Source organism: Herbiconiux aconitum, from assembly GCF_024979235.1.
Classification (GTDB): domain Bacteria; phylum Actinomycetota; class Actinomycetes; order Actinomycetales; family Microbacteriaceae; genus Herbiconiux; species Herbiconiux aconitum.
Genome location: NZ_JANLCM010000001.1, coordinates 968,338 through 992,541, shown reverse-complemented (window position 1 = coordinate 992,541; position 24,204 = coordinate 968,338). Strand labels below are relative to the sequence as shown.

The window sequence follows — 24,204 nt, the reverse complement described above, 5'->3', positions numbered from 1 at the left end:
TGGGAAAGTTCGGCGTTGCTGTAGACAACATCCTCGATTTCCGGCAAGTTTGTCAACACCAGTGATTCATATCGGCACAGATTTAGCATGCTTGAAACAATTCGGTAACGATGAGGGGCGATGATGGAGCCGTGGCAGACGAGATGACAACGGCCGGCACCCCCTCGCTGCGGGTGCGCGACCTCACCGTGACCTTCACCGGCGGCGGGCGCGAGATCCGCGCCGTGCGAGGAGTCGACCTCGACGTGGCCCGAGGCGAGTTCGTGGCGCTGCTCGGTGAATCCGGGTCGGGCAAGTCGGTGACCGCCCGCGCCATCATGGGCCTGACCGACGAACACACCCGGGTCTCGGCCGCCTCGCTGGAGGTCGCCGGCACCGACATCCTCGCGCTCTCCGAAGAGGAACGGCGGCTGATGCGCGGCGAGCGGATGAGTCTGGTGCTCCAGGATGCGCTCTCGGCGCTGAACCCCGTGATGACCATCGGCAACCAGATCGGCGAGCTGTTCAAGGTGCATCGGGGCGCGACGCGCAAGCAGGCGCGAGCGGCGGCGATCGAGCTGCTCGGTCTGGTCGGCATCCCGGCGCCGAGCAACCGGGTCGACGACTACCCGCACCAGTTCTCCGGCGGCATGCGCCAGCGCATCCTGATCGCCATGGCCATCGCGCTCGAACCCGAGATGCTCATCGCCGACGAGCCGACGACCGCGCTCGACGTGACCGTGCAGGCGCAGATCCTCGACCTGCTCGGGCGCCTGCGCGACCAGCTCGGCATGGGCGTGCTGCTCATCACCCACGACCTCGGCGTCGTGATGGAGGTCGCCGACCGCCTGGCAGTGATGTATGCCGGTCGCATCGTGGAGCGCGGAGACGCCGACACGGTGCTCGACTTGCCCGCGCATCCGTACACCCAGGCCCTGTTGCGCTCGGTTCCGGATGCCGCGGCGCGCGGACACGATCTGCTCACCATCCCGGGCTCCCCGCCGAGCCCCGCCCAGGCCCCGCCCGGATGCTCGTTCAACCCGCGCTGCCACATGGCCATCGACATCTGCCGCACCGAGCGGCCGCCGCTTCTCGACGTGGCGGCGGGCCGCGCATCCGCGTGCCACCGATCGGAGGAACTGCTGCATGAACTCGTCAGCTGACGTCATCGCCGGCGCTGCGCCGGGCGCTTCTGCCTCTGTCGGCCCCGACTCCACACCCGAGGGCCGCGTGGTGCTCGAGGCCACCGATCTCCGCCGCACCTTCACCGGCGGCTCGCGTCTGCGCCCCACGCACGTGTCTGCCGTCGACGGCGTGAGCCTCACCCTGCACGCCGGCGAGACGCTCGGCATCGTGGGCGAATCCGGCTGCGGCAAGTCGACCCTGGCCCGTATGCTCGTGGGTCTCGAGAAGCCCGACGGCGGCTCGCTGCTCTACCACGGCACGGATGTGACGAAGGGCCGGGCGAGCGATCGCAAGCTGCTGCGCCGCGGTGTGCAGATGATCTTCCAAGACCCGTACACCTCGCTCGACCCGCGGATGAACGTGGGCGACATCATCGCCGAACCGATGGCGGCGACGCGGTCGGCCCCCGCTGCGGCGCGGCGCGAGCGGGTGGCGGAACTCCTGGGACTGGTGGGGCTCGCTCCCGACATGATGGGGCGCTACCCGCACCAGTTCTCCGGCGGCCAACGCCAGCGCATCGGCATCGCCCGCGCGCTCGCGCTCGATCCTGACGTGCTGGTGTGCGACGAAGCCGTCTCGGCGCTCGACCTCTCGGTGCAAGCCCAGGTGATCAACCTGCTCGCCGACCTGCAGCGGCGGCTCGGGGTGGCGATCCTGTTCATCGCCCACGACCTTTCGGTGGTGCGGCACATCGCCGACCGGGTGGGCGTCATGTACCTCGGGAGGATGGCGGAACTCGGCGACACGGAGACGGTCTACGACTCGCCCGCGCATCCGTACACCCAGGCCTTGCTCTCGGCCACTCCGTCGCACAGCCGCGCTGATCGGGGCAAGCTCTCGCGCCGCCGTGTGCTCGGGGGCGAGCCGCCGTCGCCCGTGAACCCGCCCAACGGCTGCCGCTTCAACCCGCGCTGCTGGCTCGCCACCGACGAGTGCCGCACCGTTCAGCCGCCGCTGCGCTCGCTCGAGCTCCGCGACGTGGCCTGTCACCACGCCGAGCAGGCGCTCGCCGAAGCGATGGTGTGAGCCTGCTGAATGCCGCCGTGCTGATTTTGACAATCATTATCAATTAGCTAGCGTGGAGTCGTTCCCGAACTAGACAGGCACTCCCGTGAAACGACACGTTCTCTCCACCGCCCTGGCCGCCTCCGCGGCCGCACTCGCCCTCGGCCTCGCCGGCTGCTCCGCCGGCACCGTGGCCGAGACCCCCGACGCGAGTGGCGGCATCCGCATCGTCGCCTCCACCAACGTCTACGGCAGTCTCGCCGAAGCCGTGGGCGGCGACTTCGCCAGCGTCACGTCGATCATCGACAGCCCCGACAAAGACCCGCACGAATACCAGGCCGACGGCCAGAACCAGCTCTCGCTCTCGAAGGCGCAGGTCGTGATCGAGAACGGCGGAGGCTACGACGACTTCGTCGACACCATGCTCTCGGCCGCCGACAACTCCGAGGCGACCGTGCTGAACGTGGCCGACATCTCCGGGTACGACCAGGAGCCCGCCGACGGCGAGTTCAACGAGCACCTCTGGTACGACTTCCCCACCATGCAGAAGCTGGTCGACTCGCTGGTGACCGAGCTCTCGGCACTCGACGCCGACGACGCATCCGTCTTCCAGGCCAACGGCGAGAGCGTGAAGGCGCAGCTCACCAGCCTCGAGGCGACCGAGACCGACATCGCCGCGAAGTACTCCAGGTCGGGAGTGGCCATCACCGAGCCCGTGCCGCTCTACCTGCTCGACGCGGCCGGCCTCGAGAACCGCACTCCGGATGCTTTCAGTGAGGCGATCGAAGAGGACACCGACGTGCCGCCGACGGTGCTGCAGGAGACCCTCGCGCTCTTCGACAGCCACGCCGTGAAGCTGCTGGTCTACAACGAGCAGACCGGCGGAGCGCAGACGGATGCGGTGACCGAGGCAGCGAAGAAGAACGACATCCCCGCAGTCGGTGTCACCGAGACGCTTCCCGACGGGGTGGACTACTTCGGCTGGATGAAGTCGAACCTCGACGCCGTCTCGGCCGCGCTGGCCCAGTGACGGCCGGGCGGCGGCGGGCCAGCGGGCAGTAGGGTGTGACGGTGACCGATCCGGTGCTGACACTGCGCGACGCGAGTCTGTCGTTCGGGCCCCGCACCCTCTGGTCGCATCTCGATCTCGATGTGCAACCGGGAGAATTCGTCGCGGTGCTCGGGTCGAACGGATCGGGCAAGTCGAGCCTCCTGAAGGTCATCCTCGGGCAGCAGAAGCTCTCGACCGGGAGCATCTCCTTTCTCGGGGCGCCCGGCCGGCGCGGCGACCGGCGCATCGGCTACGTGCCCCAGCAGAAGCTCGCCGACGACGGCACCCCGCTGCGGGCGCGCGATCTCGTCGGGCTCGGACTTTCCGGCCACCGCTGGGGACTGCCGTTGCCCTCGGCAACCCGACGTCGTGAGGTGGATGCGCTGCTCGCGGCCGTCGGCGCCACCGACTACGCGAACGTCGGTGTCTCGACGCTCTCCGGTGGCGAGCAGCAGCGGGTGCGCATCGGCCAGGCGCTTGCCGGCGACCCGCGGCTGCTGCTCTGCGACGAGCCGCTGCTCTCGCTCGATCTCACGCACCAGCGCGCGGTGAGCGAGTTGATCGACCGGCAGCGGCGGGAGCGCGACTTCGGCGTGCTGTTCGTGACGCACGACATCAACCCGATCCTCGACATGGTCGACCGGGTGCTCTACCTGGCCGGCGGCGGCTTCCGCGTCGGCGCCCCGTCGGAGGTGCTGCGCTCCGAGGTGCTCAGCGAGCTCTACGGATCGCGGGTCGACGTCATCCGCACGCACGGCCGCGTGATCGTGGTGGGAACTCCGGATGGCGCGCACGGGCATCCCGACGACCAGTTCCACCACCACGACGAGCACGACGGCGGCACCTCCGGCCCGTCGACCTCCTCGACGGGCCTTCTCGGAGGACTGCCGTGAGCGGCGACTTCTGGGGCGAGATCTTCAACTTCGCCAACTACGGCGAGCTCGTGGCACTGCTGCAGAACTCGATTATCGCGGGTGCGGTGCTCGGAGTGGTCGGCGGGCTGATCGGCGTCTTCGTGATGTCGCGCGACATGGCGTTCGCCGTGCACGGCATCAGCGAGCTCTCGTTCGCGGGGGCCGCCGCGGGCCTGCTGTTCGGAGTGGGAGTGGTTCAGGGGTCGATCTTCGGGTCGCTCGTCGCCGCGCTCCTCATCGGTCTCCTCGGCACCCGGGCGCGCGACCGCAACTCGATCATCGCCGTGCTGATGCCGTTCGGACTCGGTCTCGGCATCCTGTGCCTCTCGCTCTACCCCGGCCGCTCGGCGAACAAGTTCGGCTTGCTCACCGGCCAGATCGTGGCGGTCGACGATCCGCGGCTGAACTCCCTGATCGCGATCTCGATCGTCGTGGTCGTCGGACTGCTGCTGGTGTGGCGGCCGCTCACCTTCGCGAGCGTGGATGCCGACGTCGCGTCGGCCCGCGGAGTGCCGGTGCGGGGGCTCTCGATCTTCTTCATGCTTCTGCTCGGCCTCGCCGTCGCGGTCTCGGTGCAGATCGTGGGGTCGCTGCTCGTGCTCTCGATCCTGGTCACCCCGGCGGCTGCCGCCCTGCGACTCTCGTCGTCGCCGGTGCTCGTGCCCGTGTTGAGCACGGTCTTCGCGGTGACCTCGCTGGTGGGCGGCATCATGCTCGCGCTCGGCGCGTCCGTTCCGATCAGCCCCTACGTCACCACCATCTCCTTCCTCATCTACGTGGTGTGCCGGGTGATCGCCTGGCGGCGCGGTGCCGGCACTGGAAGGATTCAGGATGCGGGGCTACCGTTGCCCGTGAGAGAGGTGGAGCAGTCGTGAAGAGGAACACCTGGCAGCGCGAGGCCGTGCGCAGTGCGCTCGGAACCCAGATGGGCTTCGTGAGCGCGCAGGGCCTCCACTCGTCGCTGAAGGGCACCGGCTCGCAGATCGGGCTCGCCACGGTCTACCGTGCGCTCGCCGATCTGGCGCAGGAGGGCGAGGCCGACTCGCTCCAGTCACCCGACGGTGAGGCGCTCTACCGGGCCTGCTCGATGGTGCATCACCATCACCTGATCTGCCGCAGCTGCGGCCTCACGGTCGAGATCGAGGCCGACGAGGTCGAGTCGTGGGCCCAGAAGACCGCCGCCCTTCACGGCTTCAGCCGCCCCGAGCACGTGGTCGACATCTTCGGCTTCTGCTCGGCCTGTGTGCCCCCGGCCTCACACTGACCCGTTCCGGGTGCCCCCGCTCTCAGCGGGCCAACGAGGGCAACTTCGCGACTGCATCGACGACCTCGGTTGCCATGTCACGGGTGTCGGCATCCTGCCCGGCCAGCTGATCGCGCGCGGTCTCGAAGGCACCGACGGCCTCGCGCCGCATCCGAGCGAGGGTTTCGATCGCGGTCTCGCGGTCGATCCCGAGTGTCGCTGCAGCCTTCACCACCTGGGGCTCGCCGATGGCCTCAAAGCGGTATTCGCCACCGATCTGCATCGCCGAATAGGTGGTGGCGGTCGATTTGTAGGGTGCGAAGGTGAGCAGGTCGTAGAGCGGCGCCAGGATGGCGCGGTCGCCGAGCAGAATGACCGAGTAGTTCTTCGCGTGGGCATCCGTGCATTCCAGCACGGTGTTGAACACCAGTGCGCTGAAAAAGGAACTCGCGCAGGATGCGCGGTCGGCGGGCACGGGCAGGGATTTGAACAGCGAGGCGATCGCTCCGACGCCAGGGCCACCATCGGTGCGTTGGTACTTCTTTTGCGGGGGCACCGCGAGCGACTGACAGAGGTCTTCCTGATGGATGCGTAGCCATCGGCCGTCGAGGTGCCGGCGATCGTAGCGACGGGTGACGAAGGCGCGGCGCGAGCCGAAGGTCAAGAGTTCGGATTGAGCGACGGTGAGACCGAGCGCTTCGGCTGCGCGCATGGACAGGAACTCCACCACGTCGAGCCGACGGAAAGAGCCGGCGACGGGTTTCAGGATGTGCGTGGTGGGCGTCGACCCGGTGGGCACGCCCCACACGCCCTCGGCCGAGCGGTGCAGCGCGATTTTCGGCTGGGCTCCTGCCAGGCTGAACCGTTGGGTGAGGCCGGGTGAGGGCATCCCTTGGCTGTACTCCTCGATGACGCCGTCGAGTTCGGTCTCGATGTCGAGTTCGCCGATGGGGGCGCTGCCACCGCGGGGTAGCGTTCCGTCAGGCGAAGCCGTTCCCCGTGGAACGATCTGGATCGCGCCGGCGACGTCCGCTCCCATGTGCCTGATGAGGGCGAACGGGTTCTTGGGCGACTCATCGTATTCTCGGCCTATCGCGGCGAGGGCGTCGTCGTTGTCGGGCAGAAGACCCGCGAGGAACGGGCGGATGCTCGCGTTGCGGTGGTGCGGGCGCGAGAGGGGCATCGAGAGTGAGAGCGGTGTCGCCGCCGAATCTGCCCGGTAGCCCTCGTCGTAATCGAACCCGAGGTCGCCGGCGGACGACTGGGAGACTGTGCCGCACATCCGGCCGTCCATGTAGACGTCGAGAGACTCGGTCATTCTGCTTCTCCTCCGAACAGACGGCGGAGCAGGTCGTCGTTGCCGCCGTCTCGGCCGTCGGGCACGACATCGAGCGTCATACCCAGCGCTCCGACCACGTCGAGAACGCGCGCGAGATCGACGTTCGGTTTGCCCTTCTCGAACGCCACCAGCCACTCCCGCGACACCCCGGCGCGCTCTGCGAGCTCGGCTTGCGTCAGTTCTCGCTCGAGGCGGAGCTCACGGACGTAGCCACCCAATTCCCGTGCGGATTTGAACATGCTTCTCCCTGGTGTGAACGATCATCCACCTCCGTGAATGTGGACGATCATACACAACGATACATGTGGACGATCGTCCACACAAGCCTTCCCGAGAGGCCGAGATTTGGCGGAAAGGCGGGGGTCGCCTACCATAGACAGGTTGGGTGGAATCCTCCGCCCATTGTGAGGTGCCCGCATGGTGCATCTCGCCGACAAGTCATCTTGGGTGAGGCAGTCGTCTCACGGTAACCAAATGGAGGAAACAATGGCAGCAGTCTGCCAGGTGACAGGAGCCGTTCCCGGCTTCGGTCACAACATCTCGCACTCGCACCGGCGTACCAAGCGCCGCTTCGACCCGAACGTGCAGAAGAAGACGTACTACGTGCCGTCGCTTCGCCGTAACGTGACGCTGACCCTGTCGGCCAAGGGCATCAAGGTCATCGACGCCCGCGGCATCGAGTCTGTCGTCAAGGACATCCTGGCCCGTGGGGAGAAGATCTAATGGCAAAGCAGCAGGACGTCCGTCCGATCATCAAGCTCCGTTCGACGGCAGGCACCGGTTACACCTACGTGACCAAGAAGAACCGTCGCAACGACCCCGACCGTCTCGTGCTGAAGAAGTACGACCCGGTCATCCGCAAGCACGTCGACTTCCGAGAGGAGCGGTAACCACATGGCCAAGAAGAGCAAGATTGCCCGTAACGAGCAGCGCAAGGTGATCGTGAACCGCTACGCGGCCAAGCGCCTCGAGCTGAAGAAGGCTCTCGTGAGCCCGACGTCGACCGACGAGGAGCGCGAAGCCGCTCGCCTCGGTCTGCAGAAGCTCCCCCGCAACGCATCGCCGATCCGTGTTCGCAGCCGCGACGCCGTCGACGGTCGTCCCCGTGGTGTTCTCACCAAGTTCGGCATTTCGCGGGTTCGTTTCCGTGACATGGCGCACCGGGGCGAATTGCCGGGCATTACGAAGTCCAGCTGGTAAATTACCCACGGTCATACCGACCAACCGAACTGGCCCTGGTGGCCGGGACCGTTCCAAGTAAACAGCTGCATCCGCAGCGAAAAGGTCCGAGGAGGACACCTTAAATGGCTGACAAGTCACTGAACAAGACCGAGCTCGTCGCAGCCGTCGCCGCCGCTTCCGGCCAGACGCAGGCTTCCGTCAACGAGGTTCTTGACGCTCTCTTCTCCACGCTGGCCGACTCGGTTGCCTCGGGCACCAAGGTCACGATCCCGGGCTGGCTCGCTGTCGAGCGCACCTCGCGCGCCGCTCGCACCGGCCGCAACCCGCAGACCGGCGCCACGATCGAGATCCCCGCGGGTCACTCCGTCAAGATCTCGGCTGGTTCGAAGCTGAAGGCTGCCGCCAAGTAAGACAGCAGTCCTTCGGAAGGGTGACGACTTCGGTCGTCACCCTTCCGTGTTTAACGTCAGGAACGGACGCGTAAGGTGGTCGAGTGCTGAGAGTCGTTCGGATCGCCGGACCAGCCACACTCGTGGCGGTCGCGTTCGCCGCACTCCTGGTAGCGCTGGCCATCGGCGGTGGCGCCGCCCCGCAGCTGCTCGAAGACCCGGGAGCCGTGGTGCGCTTCGGTCTGCCGACCTCCACGATGCTCGTGAACCTCGCAGCCTCCGGCATGATCGGCGCGATCGGCCTCGTGCTGTTCGCCATCCCGCCCGCCAGCGCCGCCTACGGCCGGGCACTCGACGTGGCGGCCGGCTCCGCCGCCGTCTTCACCGTCGCCGCCGCGTTCACCGGCTTCTTCAGCTATCTCAGCGTCACCGCCCGCGCGCTCAGCTTCGACGACACCTTCAGTCAGGGCCTCGGCCAGTTCCTCACCCAGATCGAGCTCGGTCAGGCCTGGCTGCAGACCACCCTCATCGGCGCTGTGGTCACGGTGCTCTGCTTCGCGGTTCGCAACCGCACCGCGCTCTTCTTCGTCGGGCTGCTCGCCGTCGCCTCGCTGGTTCCGATGGCGCAGCAAGGGCACGCCGCCGGCACCACAGGCCACGACGCGGCCATCACGGCGCTCGGTCTGCACCTCATCTTCGCGGCCGCCTGGCTCGGCGGTCTCACGGTGATCGCTCTGATCAGCCGCCAGATCGAGACCCCGAAGCTGGTCGACATCGTCACCCGCTACTCCAGTGTCGCCCTCGTCTGCTTCATCGTGGTGGCGGCATCCGGATATGTGAGCGCCGAACTGCGGATCGGCTCACTCGATCGCCTGCTCACCCCCTACGGCCTGCTGGTGCTGGTGAAGGTCGGCGCCCTCATCGCTCTCGGGGTGGTCGGTGCGCTGCACCGCCGCATCGTCATCAAGAAGCTCGGCGACACCGGACGCCGCCGCCACTTCTGGTGGCTGATCGTGGCCGAGCTCGGGTTCATGGGCATCGCTTCCGGCTTCGCCGCCGCCCTCGCGCGCACCGCGACCCCGGTGCCCGAGACGGTGCCCACCGTGCAGACGGCGGCCGAGATCCTCACCGGCTCGCCCCTGCCGCCCGAACTCACCGTGTCGAACTTCCTCACCCAGTGGAACTTCGACCTGATCTGGATTCTGGTCTGCGGCTTCGGCATCGTCTTCTACGTCGCCGGCGTGCTGCGTCTGCGCCGACGGGGCGACCGCTGGCCCTGGTATCGCACCGTGCTGTGGATCGCCGGCCTCCTGCTGCTGTTCTACATCACCAACGGCGGGCTCAACGTCTACGAGAAGTACCTGTTCAGCATGCACATGTTCGGGCACATGACCCTCAGCATGGCGGTGCCGCTGCTGCTCGTTCCCGCCGGGCCCGTGACCCTCGCGCTCCGGGCCATCCGCAAGCGCGACGACGGCACGCGGGGCATGCGCGAGTGGATCCTGCTCGCCGTGCACTCCCGCGCCGCGACCGTGATCGCGAACCCGATCGTCGCCGGCGTGCTCTTCGCCACCAGTCTCGTGGCCTTCTACTACACGCCGTTGTTCCGCTGGGCGACCGAAGACCACCTCGGCCACGAGTGGATGATCGTGCACTTCCTCATCGTGGGCTACCTCTTCGTGCAAGCGCTGATCGGCATCGATCCGGTGCCCTACAAGCTGCCCTATCCCTTCCGGCTGCTGCTCCTGCTCGCCACGATGGCGTTCCACGCCTTCTTCGGGCTCGCCCTGATGAGCGGCACGGGGCTGCTGCTCGCCGACTGGTTCGGCGCGACCGGTCGCACCTGGGGGGTCAGCGCCCTCGAAGACCAGCAGGCCGGGGGTGGCATCGCCTGGTCGATCGGTGAGATCCCGACCTTCATCCTGGCTCTGGTGGTGGCCGTGCAGTGGAGTCTCAGCGACAAGAAGGAGACGAAGCGCCGCGACCGCAACGCCGATCGCACCGGCGAGGCGGAGCTCGGGGAGTACAACGCGATGCTCGAGAAGCTCGCGTCGCGCGACGGTCGCTAAGCGCGGGGCGAGAACTGCACCGAACCGTCGGGCTGGATGGTGAGCGAGAAGGTCACCTCGAAAGGCACCGAGGCGTCGAGCGACGTGACGGTGCCGTCGAACAGCGAGCGGATGTCCACTGTGATGCGAGCAGCGCCCGCCGCGTTGGGCACGATCCAGTTGTCCTGCCCGGCCAAGATCGTGAGCGTCGGGTAGCTCTCGATCGACCAGGCGGGGTCGGAGGCGATACGGTCGTTGACGTCTTGCCCGAAGGGGCAGCCGGCCGGGTAGAGCGCCGTCTGTTCGGCGCAGTCGTCGAGGAACCCGTTCACCGAGGTCTGCACCTCATCGAGGAAGGTCGTGGTCGGCTGCACGTCGACGATCGCGCTGATCGACGACTTCGGCGCCGTCGCGGCCATCGCCGTCGGGTTCGCACCGAGGTATTCGGATGCGTGCGAGAGCACGTAGAGGCTCGGCACGAGAACCTGGAAGTCCTGGCTGGCGTGGAAGGCGGCCGGGTCGGCGGTCTCGACCTCTGCCCGGCCGGCGGTGAACGTCGAGGCATGAGAGATGGTCACGGTGGCCGTGGCGACGGGCGAACGCGCGAAGCGCCACTCCGGGAAGAAGAGCCAGCTGGTGCCGGTCTGCACCACGTCGAACTCCGACTGCGCGTAGGTGCGGTGCTGATCGAGGCCCGAGAGGGTGTAGCCGTAGACCATCCGGTAGCGCCCCGGCGCCATCTCGGTGTCGCTGAGCTGCTTCACGTCGTGGAGCCCGCCGAGCGCATCCGGGGTCACGAGGGCGGCCGACCCGGTGCCGGGCGCGTCGTCGGTGCCGAGGTCCACACCGGGGGTGGCCAGCGCCGCATCCACATCGTGGTGGGCGACCGCGTCGAGGTAGATGCGCACGAAGGCCGAAGCGCTGTAGAGCTCGCGGTTCAGGATGCCGATGGCCGAGAACAAGGCAGCCACGATGAGCAGGAACAGGCCCACCCAGATCACGACCGATCGGTGCAGCGCGGTGCGCTCGTCCCCATCCGCCGTACTCATGTCCACAGTTTAGGCGGGCTCAGTTTCCGGGCACCCGTGGGCGGGTAGATTGGACGGATGACCAGGCCCACCCTCTCTGCCGAGCAGCAGCGGGTGTTCGACAAGATCGAGGGCACCCGCAAGCACGTCTTCGTCACCGGCCGAGCCGGCACCGGCAAGTCGACGCTGCTGAACCACCTCTCCTGGAACACCGAGAAACAGCTCGTCATCTCGGCCCCGACCGGGGTCGCCGCGCTGAACGTGGGCGGTCAGACGATCCATTCCCTCTTCCGCCTGCCGATCGGGGTCATCGCCGACCACGACATCGAGCAGAACGGTGACGTGCGCAAGCTCCTCAACACCATCGACACCTTGGTGATCGACGAGGTGTCGATGGTGAACGCCGATCTGATGGATGCGATGGACCGTTCGTTGCGGCAGGCCCGGCAACGCCCGCTCGAAGCCTTCGGCGGCGTGCAGGTGGTGCTGTTCGGCGACCCGTACCAGTTGGCGCCCGTGCCTGGCGACGGCGACGAGCGCGCCTACTTCGCCGACCACTACCGCTCGATGTGGTTCTTCGATGCGAAGGTGTGGGACGAGACGGAGCTCGAGATCGTCGAGCTGACCGAGATCCACCGCCAGCACGACGACGATTTCAAGTTCATGCTCAACGCGGTGCGGTTCGGCATGGTCACGAAGGAGATCGCCGATGCGCTGAACGCCACCGGTGCGCGCTCGCCCGCTCCCGACACGGCCATCACCCTCGCCACGCGCAACGATGCCGTGAACCGCATCAACCAGACCGCCCTCGGCAAGCTGCCGGGCCGCGTGCTCTCGGCGAAGGCCGAGATCAGCGGCGACTTCGGCGGCCGCACCTACCCGGCCGACGTCAATCTCGAGCTGAAGGTGGGTGCGCAGGTGATGTTCCTCCGCAACGACGCCGATCAGCGCTGGGTGAACGGAACGGTCGGCACGGTCACGAAGATCGATTCGACGGTGTGGGTGGATGTCGACGGCGAGGTGCACGAGGTCGACCCGGTGGCGTGGGAGAAATACCGCTACTCCTACGCGCCGGAGTCGAAGCAGCTCTCCAAGGAAGTGATCGGCGAGTTCACCCAGTTCCCCCTCCGGTTGGCCTGGGCGGTCACCATCCACAAATCGCAGGGCCAGACCTACGACGAAGCGGTGGTCGACCTCGGATCGCGCGTCTTCAGCCCCGGTCAGACCTACGTGGCGCTCAGCCGTCTGACCTCGCTCGAGGGTCTCTACCTCACGCGACCGCTCCGGCCGAGCGACATCATCGTCGATCAGAACGTGCTGAATTTCATGCGCCGCAGATCGTCAGACCCCAGTTCGGGGGCGGCTCAAGGGGCCTGACCGGGCAACGCCAGCCGATACTCTTCTGTGAGGGGTGGGAGAGGGAACTCATGGCAACGTTGCTTTATCGCATCGGGCGATTCGCCGCTAGACGGAGCATCGCCGTCATCGTCGGCTGGGTCGTCATCCTCGGTCTGTTCGTCGGAGGAGCCCAGCTGCTCGGCGGAACGCTCTCGACCTCGTTCGAGATTCCGGGTACCGAGTCGCAGCAGGCGATCGACATGCTCGATCAGCGTTTCCCACAGGCATCCGGCGGCACGGCCAAGGTCATCTTCGTGGCTCCGACGGGCGGTCAGGTCAGCTCGTTCGAGTCGCAGATCGCCGCGGCCGACACCTCGCTGGCCGCGCTCGATCACGTGACGAGCGTCACCGGCCCCTTCGATGCGAACGTGACCGGTCAGGTCAACGACGACGGAACCATGGCGTACTCCACGATCCAGTACGGCGTGCCGACGACATCCCTCACGCCCGCCGACGACGCGGCCGTGGTGGCGATCGGCGACCAGGCGGCGACCGGCGGAATGACGGTGGCCTACGCGAACGTGGCCGATCCGCCGGCCGAAGGCATCGATTACACCGAGGTGATCGGTCTGGTGGTGGCGTTCATCGTGCTGCTGATCACCTTCGGTTCACTGCTGGCCGCCGGGATGCCGCTGGTCACCGCGGTGATCGGCGTCGCCATCACGACGACCACCATCACGATCGCCTCGGGATTCGTCGACATCTCATCGACCGCTCCCCTGCTGGCGACCATGCTGGGGCTCGCCGTCGGCATCGACTACGCCCTGTTCATCGTGTCGCGGCATCGGGCACAGCTCATCCGCGGGATGGACCCGAAGGAATCCGCGGCGATCGCCGTGTCGACCGCGGGCAGCGCAGTGGTGTTCGCGGCGCTGACGGTGATCATCGCGCTGCTCGGCCTCTCGGTGGTGCAGATCCCGTTCCTCACCGTGATGGGGCTCGGCGCCGCCATCTCGGTAGTCATCGCCGTGATCGTGGCCCTCACCTTGCTGCCCGCCATCATGGGCCTGCTGGGCAAACGGATGACGCCGAAGCCCACGTCGCGGGCCGCGCGACGTGAGCTCGCCGCCGACGGAACCCACCGCACCATGGGTGCACGGTGGGTGAAGCTCATCACCGCGAAGCCGATAATCACCGTCGGTGTCGTCGTCATCGGGCTCGCGATCGTGGCGCTGCCGGCCGGATCGATGCGGCTCACGCTGCCCGACGCGGGATACGACCCGCCCGGCTCGCAGTCGCGCGAGGGCTATGACCTGCTGGCCGAGGGTTTCGGGCCCGGGTTCAATGGCCCGCTCCTCGTGACCGCCGACATCTCGAAGACGCTCGACATCAGCGGCGCGCTCACCGCGCTGCACGACCAGTTCGCGGGGCTCGACGACGTCGAATCGGTGAGTCAGGGCATCCCGAACACCACGGCCGACATGGCGATCGTGTCGATCATCCCCGACAGCGCACCCGACAGCGTGCAGACCGAAGATCTGGTGAACACGATCCGGGGCATGGCGCCCGGCTTCGAGGAGGCCAACGGATTCACCTACCAGGTGACCGGCACCACCGCCCTCGGCATCGACGTCTCGGCGAGGCTCGCCGACGCGCTGCTGCCGTTCGCGATCGTCGTGGTGGGGCTGTGCATCATCCTGCTCACCATCGTGTTCCGCTCGCTGGCGGTGCCGATCTCGGCCACCATCGGCTACCTGCTCTCGGTGGGCGCCTCGTTCGGCATCGTGACCGCGGTCTTCGAGTGGGGCTGGTTCGCCGACCTCCTCGGCGTGGCGAAGGTGGGGCCGGTGATCAGCTTCTTCCCCATCCTCTTGATGGCGGTGTTGTTCGGGTTGGCCATGGACTACCAGGTCTTCCTGGTGTCGCGGATGCGCGAGGAGCACGTGAAGGGTGCCGACCCGCACACCGCGGTGCGGCACGGGTTCATCGGCGCCGCACGGGTGGTGACGGCCGCCGCCTGCATCATGTTCGCCGTGTTCGCGTCGTTCGTGCCGGGCGGCAGCGCGGTGCTGCAGCCGATCGCTCTGGGCCTTGCCGCCGGTGTGTTCATCGATGCGTTCCTGGTGCGGATGACATTCATTCCCGCGGTCATGATGCTGCTCGGCCGGCTGGCCTGGGCGCTGCCGGCGCCGCTCCGGCGCATCCTGCCGAACGTCGACCTCGAGGGCGAGGGGGTGCGGGAGATGCTCGACGCGACCGCGTGGCGTCCGCTCGACGAGGGCGAGCATCCGTTCGCCATCGCCGCCGAACGCACCATCGTCGAAGCCGCCGACGCCGCATCGTTCGGCGTGCGCGCCGAGCCCGGCGACCTCGTGGTGGTGACGGGGGCGGCGTCGACGCATCCGGATGCCGTGGTGGCCGCCATCGCGGGGCGCCAGCGGGTGCTCTCAGGCCATCTGCGCGTGCTCGACAATGCGCTGCCGTTCCAGGCGGCGGCCCTGCGTCGCCACTCGGTGTTGGTGGAGCGTCCGGTCGACCTCGACGCCCCCGCGGTGCGGCTCGCGCTGCCCCCCGGAGCGCTCAGCGTGCTCGAACGGCTCCGGCGCGACCTCGGCGAGGAACTCGACGACCTCTGGGGTACCGCCGCCGCGGCCGAGTGGACCTACCAGGTCGCGCTCGCTGCGGTGTCGAAGGCGCGTCTCGTGGCCATCGACGGCACGGGCATCCCGACCGCCCACCTCCAGCACGCGCTCGGCATCGTGCACGGAGCGTTGCCGCTCGGAACGACGCTCGTCGTCGCCCACCACGGCGCACGGCTCGAGGCGGGTGCACGACCGGTCGTGGTGGTCGAGCTGCAACCGGCGCCCCTGGTGCCGGAGCCCCTTCCTGAGATCGCGGAACTCGTGCCTGCCGCGGGGGCCCCGGATGCCTCCACTGCCGATGACCCATCGCCCGCCGGCGACGAACACCCGACCCAGAACCCGACCCCCGAGCCGGGTGCGACCAGCAGTGCGACCAGCACAGAGAAGAGGTGACCGCATGACGAGCCTGTCTTCCCTGGTGCGCCGCGGCGACACCGGATCCTTGACCCCCGTTGCCCGGCGCGTCGCCATCGTGCTCGCCGTGCTCACACCGCTGCTGATCGCCGGCGTGGCGGTGACCGCCCTGGTCTCGCCGACGCAGTCGGCCGCCGCGCCCTCCGGCCCAGCACTTCCGGCCGCCGTGGTGAATCAAGACGTCATGGTCGACGTGCCGCAGAGCGACGGCACGACCACACCGGTGCTCGCCGGCAAGCTGCTGGTGAGCGAGCTGACCTCCGGCACTTCGGGGCAGGGTTTCACGTGGAACGTGACGGATGCCTCCACCGCCGCCGGCGGACTGAAGTCGGGTCAGTACGCGGCGGTCGTGACCATCCCCTCGAACTTCTCGGCGTCGTACGTGTCGATCTCGGGCACCTCGCCGGTGCAGGCTGAGCTGCAGGTGCAGACCAACGGCGCCAACAGCTACGTCACCGAGATGCTCGCCAGCGCGCTCTCCACGAACCTCCAGGCGGCCTTGTCGACCCAGGCCACGAAGCAGTTCGTCACCACCACGCTCGGCGCGTTCACCACGCTGAACGGATCGATCGGCCAGGCGGCTTCGGCTGCCTCGGAGCTCGCGGGCGGGGCCGATCAGCTCACCACGGGAGCCGGGCAGCTCGCCACGGGTCTCGCGACGGCAGCCACCGGCGGCGCCGAGCTCAACACGGGTGCGCAGGCGCTGGCGGGTGGTTTGAACGAGATCTCAACGGCGACGGCCGACCTGCCGGAGTACGCCGACCTCCTGGCCGAGGGCACGGCCGGGGTCTCATCGGGCATCACCTTCCTCAAAGGGCGCCTTGCCGACGAGACAGTGAACTCCTACGGCATCGATCAATCGCAGAAGGATCTCGAGTCGACGATCGCGGCACTCCGCAGCGAGGTCGCGGGAGGCTTGCCGACCGACGAGATCGTACGGAGGCTCGACCGGATCGAGCTGGACGCTGCCGGCATCAGGGTGCGCTCCTTCGGGGTCACGCTCGGTCTCGGTCTCGACGCGCTCGGTGTCACGGCGCTCGAGGGAGCATCGAACCAGGTCAGTGCCGGGGCCGCGCAGTTCGCGGCCGACATCCCGCAGCTCACCGACGGCATCTCGCAGGCTTCCTCCGGCGCCACCCAGCTGGCGGCCGGCACAGCGGGCCTCTCCGACGGCCTGAACCAGCTCTCGGCAGGAGCGGCGCAACTCACCCCCGGGGCCGCACAACTCGCATCCGGAACCCACCAGCTGGCCGACGGTCTGCAGCAGGCCACCGACCAGATCCCCACGTACACCACCGCCCAGGAGGACACGATCTCGACCGTGGTCGCGAACCCCGTGGTGACCGAGCAGTCCGACATCGCTGCTCTGCCGAGTCCGGCGGCCGCGATCGCCGCCGTCGCCGTGCCGATGGCCCTCTGGATCGGCGCCTTCGCCATCTACCTCCTGCTGACGCCCTTCACCCGGCGCGGCCTCGCCTCCACCGCCTCCACCTTCCGGGTCGTGGTCGGCTCGCTCTGGCCGGCCGTCGTGCTCGGGCTCGTGCAGGCGGCGGTCGTGGCGACCGTGCTGTTCTTCGTGGGTGCCCATCCGGCACACGTCGCGGGGAGCATCCTGTTCTCCCTCTTCATGTCGTTCGCGTTCGTGACCCTGCACCAGGGGCTCGTGGCCCTGTTCGGACAGGCGGGGCGCTTGCTCTCGCTGGGGCTCGTCGTGGTGCAGATCGCGGCGGCCGCCGTCATCATCCCGAACGGATTGAGTTCCCCGCTCTACACCGGACTTTCGAGCCTGCTCCCGCTATCGCATGCCATCACGGGCATGCAAGCGTTGATCGGTGGCGGTTCCCTCGCCGTCGTGGCGCAGGAAGCCGTCGTGCTCCTGGTGTTCGCGGCGATCGGGCTCGCTCTCAGCCTCATCGCGGTGACCCGTCACCGATCGCGCAGCCTGGTGCAGATCGTGCCTCTGGCACCCTCGCCGGTCGCCACCTAAACTGGGCGCCATGGCGACCAGAGCAGCGAACATCTCGGCCATCGAGAAGGCCACCGAACAGCCGTGGGACGAGTGGATGTCGTACCTCGCCTCGATCGATGCGGCGAACCGGTCGCACGCCGAGATCGCCCGAGAGGTGTACGAGCGTCTGGCGGCGACGCATCCGAACAGCGGATGGTGGGCGCAAGGCATCACGGTGGCCTACGAGCAGGAGATCGGGCGGCGGGAGCCGGGTCAGAGCTGCGACGGAGACTTCACGGTGGGTGCGAGCAAGACCCTCAGCGCCTCGCTGGACGAGGCCCTCGAGGCGTGGGTGAGCTTGGCCGGCGATCGCACGGAATTCAGTGGCGTGCCGATCACCCGCGAGGGCCAGGCGAGCAGTTCGGGCAAGTGGCGCTACTGGCGGTGCGGACTCGACGACGGCACTCTCGTGGCGATCAACATCTACGAGAAGGCACCCGGCAAAGCGTCAGTCGGCGTGCACCACACGAAGCTCGAATCGGCGGTGGCCGTCGAGCACTGGCGCGGCTACTGGAAGGGGCTCCTGAAGGAGCTCTGAGCGCGCCGGCAGGCTTACGCCGCGGCCGATGCCTTGGCCTCGGCGAGGTCGAGAAAGAGCTCGGTGTTGAAGCGGTAGGCCACCATCACCTCGTCGATCACGCGGTCGCGTTCGGCGTCGTCCCAGTCGACCGTGTCGAGCTGGGCGCGATAGGTCTCTTTGAACTCCTTCGGCTTCGCGATGTCGCCGAAGAGGTAGAAACCCACGCCGTTGGTCTCGAAGCCGAACTGACGCTGCATCAGGGTGCGGATGATCTGCCCGCCCGAGAGGTCGCCGAGGTAACGCGTGTAGTGGTGGGCGATGAACCCGCCGTTCCAGGTGGCGGCGACCTCGTTGATCCGCTGCACGTAACGGGCGGTCGTCGGCAACGGTGTGACCTGCTCGCGCCAGTCCTCCCCGATCAGAAAGCGCAGGTCTTCTTCGATCGCGGGCAGTCGGGTGAGTTTCGGCGAGATGAAGGCGGCCGCGACGGGGTCGTTCTTCATGCGGTCGGCCGCTGCTTCGAGCGCCTCGTAGATGAAGTAGTGCTGGGCGACCAGCGCGATGTAGTCGTCGCGCGTTCCTTTACCGCTCATCAAGTCGGTCATGAAGCCCGCGCCCTCGCTGTCGCTGTGGCCGGTCCAGGTGCGCTCGCGGAGAGCTTGCGAGAAGGGGATTACAGCAGCCATACGCTCATTCCACGACGAGTTAGTGTTGCCTAACTTTAGCGGAGGAAGGCTCCGCGGTCTCTAGGGATTTCCCCCAAAACGGTCACGCGTGCGGCCGCGGCTCGATGCCGAGCACCGCGCAGGCCTCGTCGTAGAGTGCCACGATCTCGCGGCGCACCTCGGGGCGGTCGGCGATCGGGCCGTTCGGCCAGGCGACGGATGCGCGTTTCGTCACGCCACCGCCGGTCACCTCCCACACGCCCTCGTCGCCGTCGAAGCCGACCATGGTGCTGGCGTCCGCGGCCGGATCGACGAAGGCTCGCGCGATCAGGAGGTTGTCGTCGCTGTGGTCGCCGTTCATGTGGCGGAGGACGGCGTCGACGATGTCGGGAGCGAAAAGGGTCACGACGCCCAACGCTAGTCGAGAACGGTGTCAGTCGAGCAGCTGCGCCTGCAAGAAGTAGGTCGAGCGCGCGAAGGCCAGCGCGGCCGCGTTCTTGTCGAGCAGTTCGAGCATCGTGGCGTTGGCGAAGCCGTCGGCCGTCGCCGAGTAGGTGTACTGCGTGACGGGGGTGCCATGCTCCTTCAGGCGGCTGACGAACTCGTCGACGTCGATGTCTCCCGCCCATCCGGTGCCCTCTGGCCGGTGCATCAGCACGGCGCAGGGGATGATGCCGGCCTCCTCGTGGCCGAGCACCGCGTAGTAGGCGACCACCGCATCCGCCTCCCCGCGCTGGGCGAGCCGGAGAGCGAGACGCCCGCCGAGCCCGAGGCCGATCAAGCCCACGCGATTGGCGCCGTGACCGCGTCCGAGCGCGACTGCGTCGTCGAGGGTCGCGAGGGCGAATCCGTCGTCGATGCGGTCGGCGAGTTCGGCTGCGCCTTCAGGCTGGATGGTCGCGACGCCGTGGAAGAGATCGGGCACCGTCACGAAGAAGCCCTGATTCGCGAGCGAGCGGGCGTACGCCTCGAGGTAGGGCAGCCGCCCATAGGAGTCATGCACGAGCACGATCGTGGGGCGGCCCGGTTCGCCGTACTCCAGAGGCCAGCCCGGAGACGGGATGTCGACGAATTCGGCCACGGCTCCTCCGGTCGTTGCCTCGATTCTTGCACGGCTCGCGTGTTCCTGATCGAGTGGGCACGTTTCGTCGCACACCGAGGGTGATGGGCACGAATCGTGCCCACTCGATGCGAGGTCAGCGCGCGGCGAGGTGGTCGACGTGCATCTGGGTCTGGGTGAGGGCCGATGAGAGGAAGAAGCCGCGCATGTTGGCCCAGCCGGCGGTCCAGTGGATGCGTGACGCGATCTCCCAGATCGTGGCGTGTGGATGCGCGTCCAGCACCGCGGCGACCTGGGCCGAGCGGGTGAGATGGTGGCGTCGGGTGGCGGCGACGCGTTCCGCGAGGCCGCGGAAGCGGTAGCCGTGACCGGGAAAGACAGAGGTTGCGCCGGTGTCGAGGGCCGCCACCTGGTCGAGGGAGCGCAGGTAGTCGCCGATCGGGTCGGCAGCCGGCCCGCCGAGACCGATGCCCGGGTAGATCGAGGGCAGCACGTGGTCGCCGGTGAACAGGATGCCGTGGTCGAGGTCGTGGAGACACACGTGCCCTGGTGTGTGCCCCGGGGTATGGAGCACACGGATGCGCCGCCCCGGAATCGCCAGCAGCTCCCCGTCGTCGAGCAGCAGGTCGGCACGGAGGGAGGACTCTGCGCCGCCGCTGGCCGCGCGATCGGCGGCCGCGGCGAGTTCGGGCATCCGTTCGGCCGGAACCCCCCAGCCCGCTGCACGCTCGGCCTGGATCTCGGCGTGCTGCGGCATGGCTTCGAGCAGGCGGCCGAGCGACGCCTGCTCCTCGCGGTGCAAGGCGACGGGAACACCCGTCTCGCGACGCAGGCGCTCGGCCATGCCGAGATGGTCGCGATGCAAGTGTGTGACCGTGATGGAGGCGAGGGCGGGGGCTTCATTCACGACGCCGGCACTACCCGCGCTGCCGGTCTCGCGGGCGATCTCGCCGAGCAGGGCGGACAGCCGCGCCCGGTTCTCGTCACTGTCCAGCCCGGGATCGATGAGGTGCAGACCACCGTGGGCGTCTCGAACCAGGTAGCTCAGTGAGTAGTGCGGGGAGTACTCGTTCGGCATCGGCTGCGGCAGCACCCAGACGTCGTCGGCCGCGCGGGCCGGCGCCGGAGCGGTGCCGCCGCTGGTCTCGGCGGCGAATTCGGGTTCGCTCAGGGCCCGCATCACGGCAGGCGCGCGATGGTGTCGAGAAAGAGCCGGGCGTAGCGGGAGCGATCGACGTCGAGAGCGACGTCGACGAGGGTGGTGCCGGGCAGGGTGCCCGCGCTGCCCGATCCGGCGGCTGCACCGGCGTGGATCGCGTCTTCACCCACCCGCTGGCGGCGGTCGACGATGGTCTGACCGCGTGCGAACCCGGCGAGCTCGACACGCACCGGGCGACGCTCGATGCGGAGGGCGCCGGGGTCGACCAGGGCGCAGAGGGCTCCGGCATCGCCGATGTGACCGGTGTACGACGGGGCCGCGTCCGCGGCTGCAGCGCTTTCGTTCGGCGCATCCGGGTCGTCGCCCATCGGGAACTGCAGCAGTCTGCCCGCGAGGCGAGCGGATGCGCCGGGCGCGGCCAGGAGGGAATCGGCGTCGGCCCGGTCGATCGTGACCTGGTTGAAGACGTCGAGGCCGTACATGAAGGTCTGCACGCTCGAATCGAGCACGATGGCCGCGGCCTCCGGGTCGTGCCAGACGTTGAATTCGGCGACGGGAGTCGCATTGCCGACCCCGGCTGACCCGCCCATGAAGAGGATGCGTTCGATCTGCGGCGCGAGTTCGGGATGCTGGCGGAGCAGCAGCGCGAGGTTCGTCTGCGGGGCCAGCGCCACGATCGTCACCGGCTCGGCGGCGGAGAGCAGCAGATCGCGCAGCAGGTCGACCGCGTGCCGTGGGTCGGCCGCTCGGAAGGAGTGCGGATGGGCGAAGTCCGGGTCGGCGCTCAACTCCCCGAAGCCGTCGGAGCCGTGGGCGTGCGAAGCCCGCGCGGCCTCGATCAGCGGTCGGATCGCTCCGCCGGCCACGGGAACGGGCGGAGCGTCGGCGACGTCGAGCACGCGCAGGGTGTTGGCCACCACGTTCTCGAGGGAGGTGTTGCCGGCGACGCAGGTGATTCCGAGCAGCTCGATCTCGGGATGCGCGACCGCGAAGAGGATGGCCAAGGCATCGTCGACACCCGTGTCGACGTCGAGCAGAACGGGGTGCGTCACGCGCTCAATCTATCGCGATGCGGGAGTGCCTGAACCGGCCAGGGTGTGGCCGGTGCCCGGCTCCGTGGTGGTGCCCGTGACCTCGCGCACGAAGTGCTGCAGCCGCTGGTAGACCTCCTGTGACTCCGGGTAGCGGTAGTTCTGCTGCCAGGTGTGCAGGGTGTTGGCGTTGTCGCGATCGTAGATGAGCGCATCCACCCGCACCTGGTGCTCGCGCAAGCGGGCGATGAAATTGAGGTTCGCGGTGTAGAAGTAGTCGCGCTCGGAGGTGGTGACGAACACCGGCGGGAACTCCGAATCGAGCCACTCGATGGGCGAGAGGTAGTCGGCGGCGCGGCGTAGTTCGCCGCGGCTGCGCGTGCTGCGGAGGGGGCCGGGCAGCAGCATCCGGATGAAGCCGAGGCCCAGGATGAAGCCCCGCTCGAACATCACCGAGAAGTCGACCACGCTGCAGTGCTGCACGAGGCCGCGCAGATGAGTGCGAGGAACGGCCGGGGTGATGTCGTAGTGGTCGGCGAGCTCGTCGCGGAAGTGCGCTGCGGCGAGCAGGGCGGAGAGCTGGCCGCCGGCGGAGTCGCCGCCGAGCACGATGCGCTCCGGGTCGCCGCCGAAGTCAGCGATGTTGGCCGAGACCCAGGCAAGAGCGGCATTGGCGTCGTGCACCATGTGCGACATGGTGAACTGCGTCGCGCGCCGGTAGTTGACGTTCACCACCACCATGCCGCCGAGAGCCTGGCTGGCGCAGTACTTGGTGAGCGCGTCCTTGTCGCCGGAGGTCCAGCCTCCGCCGTGGAAGTAGACGTAGACGGGCAGCGGGGTGGCCGGATGATGGCCTGCGGTGCCCAGGCGCGGGCTGATGACGTCGAGCCGGTGCGCGCGGATGCCGTCGCCCACGAAGTCGATGTCGAGCCGGTAGTCGACTGCGGTGATCGGATCGACGTTGAACCGGGTGCGTTCGCTACGGCTCACGGTGTGCATCAGCAGCCGCCATACCCACACGGGAAGGCGCTGCACGAAGCCGGCGTTCTTGATGGAGGCCCAGCTCCACCGGCTGCGCCCGGGTGCGATCGTAGTCATCCCGTCACACTACGAGCCCCGACCGCACACCCCCTGTGCGCGCCCCGTGAGCCAGCCGCATGCGTCCTTGCTGAAATGAGAGAAGCTCGATAATCTCATTTGGTGTCCACTCCATTCGGCGACTACGTCGTCTACGTCGACGAGAGCGGCGATCACAGTCTCGTGAGCATCGATCGCGAGTACCCGGTCTTCGTGCTGGCGTTCTGCATCTTCCATGTACCCCACTACGTGCGTCGCGTCATCCCCGCCGTTGAAGATCTCAAATTCCGGTACTTCGGACACGACATGGTGGTGCTGCACGAACACGAGATCCGTAAGGAGAAGGCGCCGTTCCAGATCTTGCGCGACAGTCAGTTGCGGTGCGACTTCCTGGCCGATCTGACGCGCGTCATCGTCGAGGCCAGGTTCGGCGTGGTCGCGTCGTAGGGAGTTCAAGGCGCGGGTGGGAAATGACATCAGCCCATACGACGTCGCACTCATGTTCGGATTGGAGCGTGTCTTCCTGCAGCTGCAGTCGCGCGGCCAAGCGGGGCGCCGCACCTTCGTGATCTTCGAAAGCAGGGGCAAGTCGGAAGACTCTGCGCTGAAGGCGGAGTTCGAGCGCATCATGGCAACGACGAGGATGCGTGGGATGCCGCAGACGTTGGAATTCATGATTGCGAGCAAGCAGGTGAACAGTCCCGGTTTGCAGTTGGCCGACATGGTGGCACGGCCGATCGGCGTGCATCTCATCCGCCCGCAGCAGACCAATCGCGCCTGGGATGTCGTGTGCCGCAAGATCGCCCGATCGAAGACGGGTGAAGTACTCGGCTACGGGCTCAAGGTGTATCCGTGACGAACTCCGGTTAAAGCGAAATGCTCCCGACGAATCGAGAGCCTGACGCCGACCGGGATAGCCCAATCCAC

At 67.8% G+C, this 24,204-nt stretch carries 26 protein-coding genes; 17 read left to right on the top strand and 9 right to left on the bottom strand.

Annotation, left to right across the window (positions count from 1 at the left end):
• Nucleotides 1-143 precede the first annotated feature (143 nt).
• The 6 genes from N1027_RS04495 to N1027_RS04470 all read left to right on the top strand — a co-directional run bounded on the left by N1027_RS04495 (nt 144) and on the right by N1027_RS04470 (nt 5,398).
• Nucleotides 144-1,142, top strand: a complete 999-nt coding sequence (locus N1027_RS04495) for an ABC transporter ATP-binding protein (protein WP_284438858.1) — start codon at nt 144-146, stop codon at nt 1,140-1,142.
• Nucleotides 1,126-2,190, top strand: a complete 1,065-nt coding sequence (locus N1027_RS04490; RefSeq protein WP_308199775.1) for an ABC transporter ATP-binding protein — start codon at nt 1,126-1,128, stop codon at nt 2,188-2,190. Before N1027_RS04495 ends, N1027_RS04490 begins: the two co-directional genes overlap by 17 nt.
• 85 nt (nt 2,191-2,275) lie before the next feature.
• Nucleotides 2,276-3,199 (top strand): metal ABC transporter solute-binding protein, Zn/Mn family, encoded by a 924-nt coding sequence (locus N1027_RS04485; protein WP_259505614.1) that lies wholly within the window; start codon nt 2,276-2,278, stop codon nt 3,197-3,199.
• Between the two features lie 41 nt (nt 3,200-3,240).
• Entirely contained in the window at nt 3,241-4,113 is an 873-nt protein-coding gene (locus N1027_RS04480) for a metal ABC transporter ATP-binding protein (RefSeq protein WP_259505611.1), read from the top strand.
• On the top strand, nt 4,110-5,009 hold the full coding sequence (locus N1027_RS04475) for a metal ABC transporter permease (RefSeq protein WP_259505609.1): 900 nt from the start codon (nt 4,110-4,112) through the stop codon (nt 5,007-5,009). Before N1027_RS04480 ends, N1027_RS04475 begins: the two co-directional genes overlap by 4 nt.
• Nucleotides 5,006-5,398, top strand: a complete 393-nt coding sequence (locus N1027_RS04470; RefSeq protein ID WP_259505607.1) for a Fur family transcriptional regulator — start codon at nt 5,006-5,008, stop codon at nt 5,396-5,398. Before N1027_RS04475 ends, N1027_RS04470 begins: the two co-directional genes overlap by 4 nt.
• Before the next feature lie 22 nt (nt 5,399-5,420).
• Here the strand turns inward: N1027_RS04470 and N1027_RS04465 are convergent, their stop codons facing one another.
• Both N1027_RS04465 and N1027_RS04460 read right to left on the bottom strand, forming a co-directional pair.
• Nucleotides 5,421-6,695 (bottom strand): HipA domain-containing protein, encoded by a 1,275-nt coding sequence (locus N1027_RS04465; RefSeq protein WP_259505605.1) that lies wholly within the window; start codon nt 6,693-6,695, stop codon nt 5,421-5,423.
• The gene (locus N1027_RS04460; RefSeq protein ID WP_259505603.1) at nt 6,692-6,955 is read right to left on the bottom strand and encodes a helix-turn-helix domain-containing protein; all 264 of its coding nucleotides are present in this window, start codon (nt 6,953-6,955) and stop codon (nt 6,692-6,694) included. The genes N1027_RS04465 and N1027_RS04460 overlap by 4 nt, the downstream gene beginning before the upstream one ends.
• 247 nt (nt 6,956-7,202) lie before the next feature.
• Here N1027_RS04460 and rpmB point away from each other — a divergent pair, with 247 nt between their 5' ends.
• The 5 genes from rpmB (at nt 7,203) to N1027_RS04435 (ending at nt 10,356) form a co-directional block, all read left to right on the top strand.
• Nucleotides 7,203-7,439, top strand: a complete 237-nt coding sequence (gene rpmB / locus N1027_RS04455) for a 50S ribosomal protein L28 (RefSeq protein WP_092550451.1) — start codon at nt 7,203-7,205, stop codon at nt 7,437-7,439.
• A complete protein-coding gene (gene rpmG, locus N1027_RS04450) occupies nt 7,439-7,606 on the top strand; it encodes a 50S ribosomal protein L33 (RefSeq protein ID WP_022897487.1) in 168 nt (55 codons plus the stop codon). Before rpmB ends, rpmG begins: the two co-directional genes overlap by 1 nt.
• Nucleotides 7,607-7,610: 4 nt before the next feature.
• Nucleotides 7,611-7,916, top strand: coding sequence for a 30S ribosomal protein S14 (gene rpsN / locus N1027_RS04445; protein WP_092550454.1), 306 nt, complete (start codon nt 7,611-7,613; stop codon nt 7,914-7,916).
• Nucleotides 7,917-8,020: 104 nt separating this feature from the next.
• Entirely contained in the window at nt 8,021-8,308 is a 288-nt protein-coding gene (locus N1027_RS04440) for an HU family DNA-binding protein (RefSeq protein ID WP_022897485.1), read from the top strand.
• An 83-nt stretch (nt 8,309-8,391) separates the two neighbouring features.
• Nucleotides 8,392-10,356 (top strand): bifunctional copper resistance protein CopD/cytochrome c oxidase assembly protein, encoded by a 1,965-nt coding sequence (locus N1027_RS04435; RefSeq protein ID WP_259505590.1) that lies wholly within the window; start codon nt 8,392-8,394, stop codon nt 10,354-10,356.
• On the opposite strand, the gene N1027_RS04430 is transcribed toward N1027_RS04435, so the two are convergent.
• Nucleotides 10,353-11,384, bottom strand: coding sequence for a hypothetical protein (locus N1027_RS04430; protein WP_259505587.1), 1,032 nt, complete (start codon nt 11,382-11,384; stop codon nt 10,353-10,355). The two genes, N1027_RS04435 and N1027_RS04430, sit on opposite strands and share 4 nt — an antisense overlap.
• A 57-nt stretch (nt 11,385-11,441) precedes the next feature.
• Here N1027_RS04430 and N1027_RS04425 point away from each other — a divergent pair, with 57 nt between their 5' ends.
• Genes N1027_RS04425 through N1027_RS04410 form a run of 4 tightly spaced genes read left to right on the top strand, consistent with a single transcriptional unit; the run spans nt 11,442 to nt 18,303 of the window.
• The gene (locus N1027_RS04425) at nt 11,442-12,740 is read left to right on the top strand and encodes an ATP-dependent DNA helicase (protein ID WP_259505579.1); all 1,299 of its coding nucleotides are present in this window, start codon (nt 11,442-11,444) and stop codon (nt 12,738-12,740) included.
• 50 nt (nt 12,741-12,790) lie between these two features.
• Nucleotides 12,791-15,736: an MMPL family transporter gene (locus N1027_RS04420; RefSeq protein ID WP_259505577.1), complete on the top strand. Its 2,946-nt coding sequence runs from the start codon at nt 12,791-12,793 to the stop codon at nt 15,734-15,736.
• A gap of 4 nt (nt 15,737-15,740) precedes the next feature.
• Entirely contained in the window at nt 15,741-17,744 is a 2,004-nt protein-coding gene (locus N1027_RS04415) for a YhgE/Pip domain-containing protein (protein WP_259505575.1), read from the top strand.
• A gap of 10 nt (nt 17,745-17,754) precedes the next feature.
• Nucleotides 17,755-18,303: a hypothetical protein gene (locus tag N1027_RS04410; RefSeq protein WP_259505573.1), complete on the top strand. Its 549-nt coding sequence runs from the start codon at nt 17,755-17,757 to the stop codon at nt 18,301-18,303.
• A gap of 14 nt (nt 18,304-18,317) precedes the next feature.
• Here the strand turns inward: N1027_RS04410 and N1027_RS04405 are convergent, their stop codons facing one another.
• The 6 genes from N1027_RS04405 to N1027_RS04380 form a co-directional block, all read right to left on the bottom strand.
• Nucleotides 18,318-18,971 carry a biliverdin-producing heme oxygenase gene (locus N1027_RS04405; protein ID WP_259505572.1) on the bottom strand — a complete coding sequence of 218 codons (654 nt, stop codon included), beginning with the start codon at nt 18,969-18,971 and terminating at the stop codon, nt 18,318-18,320.
• 82 nt (nt 18,972-19,053) lie between these two features.
• The gene (locus N1027_RS04400) at nt 19,054-19,356 is read right to left on the bottom strand and encodes a DUF2470 domain-containing protein (RefSeq protein ID WP_259505571.1); all 303 of its coding nucleotides are present in this window, start codon (nt 19,354-19,356) and stop codon (nt 19,054-19,056) included.
• A gap of 27 nt (nt 19,357-19,383) precedes the next feature.
• On the bottom strand, nt 19,384-20,031 hold the full coding sequence (locus N1027_RS04395) for a dienelactone hydrolase family protein (protein ID WP_259505569.1): 648 nt from the start codon (nt 20,029-20,031) through the stop codon (nt 19,384-19,386).
• Nucleotides 20,032-20,146: 115 nt separating this feature from the next.
• Nucleotides 20,147-21,190, bottom strand: coding sequence for an MBL fold metallo-hydrolase (locus N1027_RS04390; RefSeq protein ID WP_259505566.1), 1,044 nt, complete (start codon nt 21,188-21,190; stop codon nt 20,147-20,149).
• Nucleotides 21,190-22,221 carry a nucleoside hydrolase gene (locus N1027_RS04385; protein WP_259505565.1) on the bottom strand — a complete coding sequence of 344 codons (1,032 nt, stop codon included), beginning with the start codon at nt 22,219-22,221 and terminating at the stop codon, nt 21,190-21,192. Before N1027_RS04385 ends, N1027_RS04390 begins: the two co-directional genes overlap by 1 nt.
• 9 nt (nt 22,222-22,230) lie before the next feature.
• Nucleotides 22,231-23,298, bottom strand: coding sequence for an alpha/beta hydrolase (locus N1027_RS04380; protein ID WP_259505563.1), 1,068 nt, complete (start codon nt 23,296-23,298; stop codon nt 22,231-22,233).
• Between the two features lie 102 nt (nt 23,299-23,400).
• Here N1027_RS04380 and N1027_RS04375 point away from each other — a divergent pair, with 102 nt between their 5' ends.
• Nucleotides 23,401-23,724, top strand: a complete 324-nt coding sequence (locus N1027_RS04375) for a DUF3800 domain-containing protein (RefSeq protein ID WP_259505561.1) — start codon at nt 23,401-23,403, stop codon at nt 23,722-23,724.
• A gap of 16 nt (nt 23,725-23,740) precedes the next feature.
• Nucleotides 23,741-24,133 (top strand): DUF3800 domain-containing protein, encoded by a 393-nt coding sequence (locus N1027_RS04370; RefSeq protein ID WP_259505559.1) that lies wholly within the window; start codon nt 23,741-23,743, stop codon nt 24,131-24,133.
• Nucleotides 24,134-24,204 lie beyond the last annotated feature (71 nt).

Coding starts and splice junctions, on each gene's coding strand:
- N1027_RS04490 (WP_308199775.1), top strand. CDS start 1,126: ATGAACTCGTCAGCTGACGTCATCGCCGGCGCTGCGCCGGGCGCTTCT.
- rpmB (WP_092550451.1), top strand. CDS start 7,203: ATGGCAGCAGTCTGCCAGGTGACAGGAGCCGTTCCCGGCTTCGGTCAC.
- N1027_RS04495 (WP_284438858.1), top strand. CDS start 144: ATGACAACGGCCGGCACCCCCTCGCTGCGGGTGCGCGACCTCACCGTG.
- N1027_RS04440 (WP_022897485.1), top strand. CDS start 8,021: ATGGCTGACAAGTCACTGAACAAGACCGAGCTCGTCGCAGCCGTCGCC.
- N1027_RS04460 (WP_259505603.1), bottom strand. CDS start 6,955: ATGTTCAAATCCGCACGGGAATTGGGTGGCTACGTCCGTGAGCTCCGC.
- N1027_RS04410 (WP_259505573.1), top strand. CDS start 17,755: ATGGCGACCAGAGCAGCGAACATCTCGGCCATCGAGAAGGCCACCGAA.
- N1027_RS04390 (WP_259505566.1), bottom strand. CDS start 21,190: ATGCGGGCCCTGAGCGAACCCGAATTCGCCGCCGAGACCAGCGGCGGC.
- N1027_RS04415 (WP_259505575.1), top strand. CDS start 15,741: ATGACGAGCCTGTCTTCCCTGGTGCGCCGCGGCGACACCGGATCCTTG.
- rpmG (WP_022897487.1), top strand. CDS start 7,439: ATGGCAAAGCAGCAGGACGTCCGTCCGATCATCAAGCTCCGTTCGACG.
- N1027_RS04405 (WP_259505572.1), bottom strand. CDS start 18,971: ATGGCTGCTGTAATCCCCTTCTCGCAAGCTCTCCGCGAGCGCACCTGG.
- N1027_RS04420 (WP_259505577.1), top strand. CDS start 12,791: ATGGCAACGTTGCTTTATCGCATCGGGCGATTCGCCGCTAGACGGAGC.
- N1027_RS04380 (WP_259505563.1), bottom strand. CDS start 23,298: ATGACTACGATCGCACCCGGGCGCAGCCGGTGGAGCTGGGCCTCCATC.
- N1027_RS04425 (WP_259505579.1), top strand. CDS start 11,442: ATGACCAGGCCCACCCTCTCTGCCGAGCAGCAGCGGGTGTTCGACAAG.
- N1027_RS04430 (WP_259505587.1), bottom strand. CDS start 11,384: ATGAGTACGGCGGATGGGGACGAGCGCACCGCGCTGCACCGATCGGTC.
- N1027_RS04465 (WP_259505605.1), bottom strand. CDS start 6,695: ATGACCGAGTCTCTCGACGTCTACATGGACGGCCGGATGTGCGGCACA.
- rpsN (WP_092550454.1), top strand. CDS start 7,611: ATGGCCAAGAAGAGCAAGATTGCCCGTAACGAGCAGCGCAAGGTGATC.